Annotated in this window: 1 pseudogene; it reads left to right on the top strand. The window is 45.9% G+C overall.

What is annotated here, in order from left to right:
* Positions 1–24: 24 nt before the first annotated feature.
* Positions 25–344: pseudogene (locus A3766_RS10050) on the top strand (N-acetyl-gamma-glutamyl-phosphate reductase); the annotation flags it as partial.

Here is a 344-nt window from a genome sequence, read left to right as displayed (position 1 = left end):
ACGCCACACGGTGTGGCTCAGTCAATGATGTCTGAATTTATAGATTCCGGCTTGCGTACCATTGATCTTTCAGGTGACTTTCGTTTGAAAGATGTAGATGTATGGGAAAGTTGGTATGACCAGAAGCATGCCTGCCCTGAATTAATTCCTCAGGCTGCATATGGCCTGCCTGAAATCTATCGTGAACAAATTAAAGATGCCAAATTAGTTGCTTGCCCTGGGTGTTTTCCTACGGTTATTCAGTTGGGCTTTTTACCTTTAGTTGAGCAAGGCTTAGTCCAGGCGGATCGTCTCATTGCAGATGCTAAAACAGGCACCAGTGGTGCTGGGCGTGCAGCTAAAGT

This window comes from Oleiphilus sp. HI0132 (genome assembly GCF_001635845.1).
The sequence above is the reverse complement of the archived record's forward strand: the minus strand, read 5'-3'. Positions and strand labels throughout refer to the sequence as shown.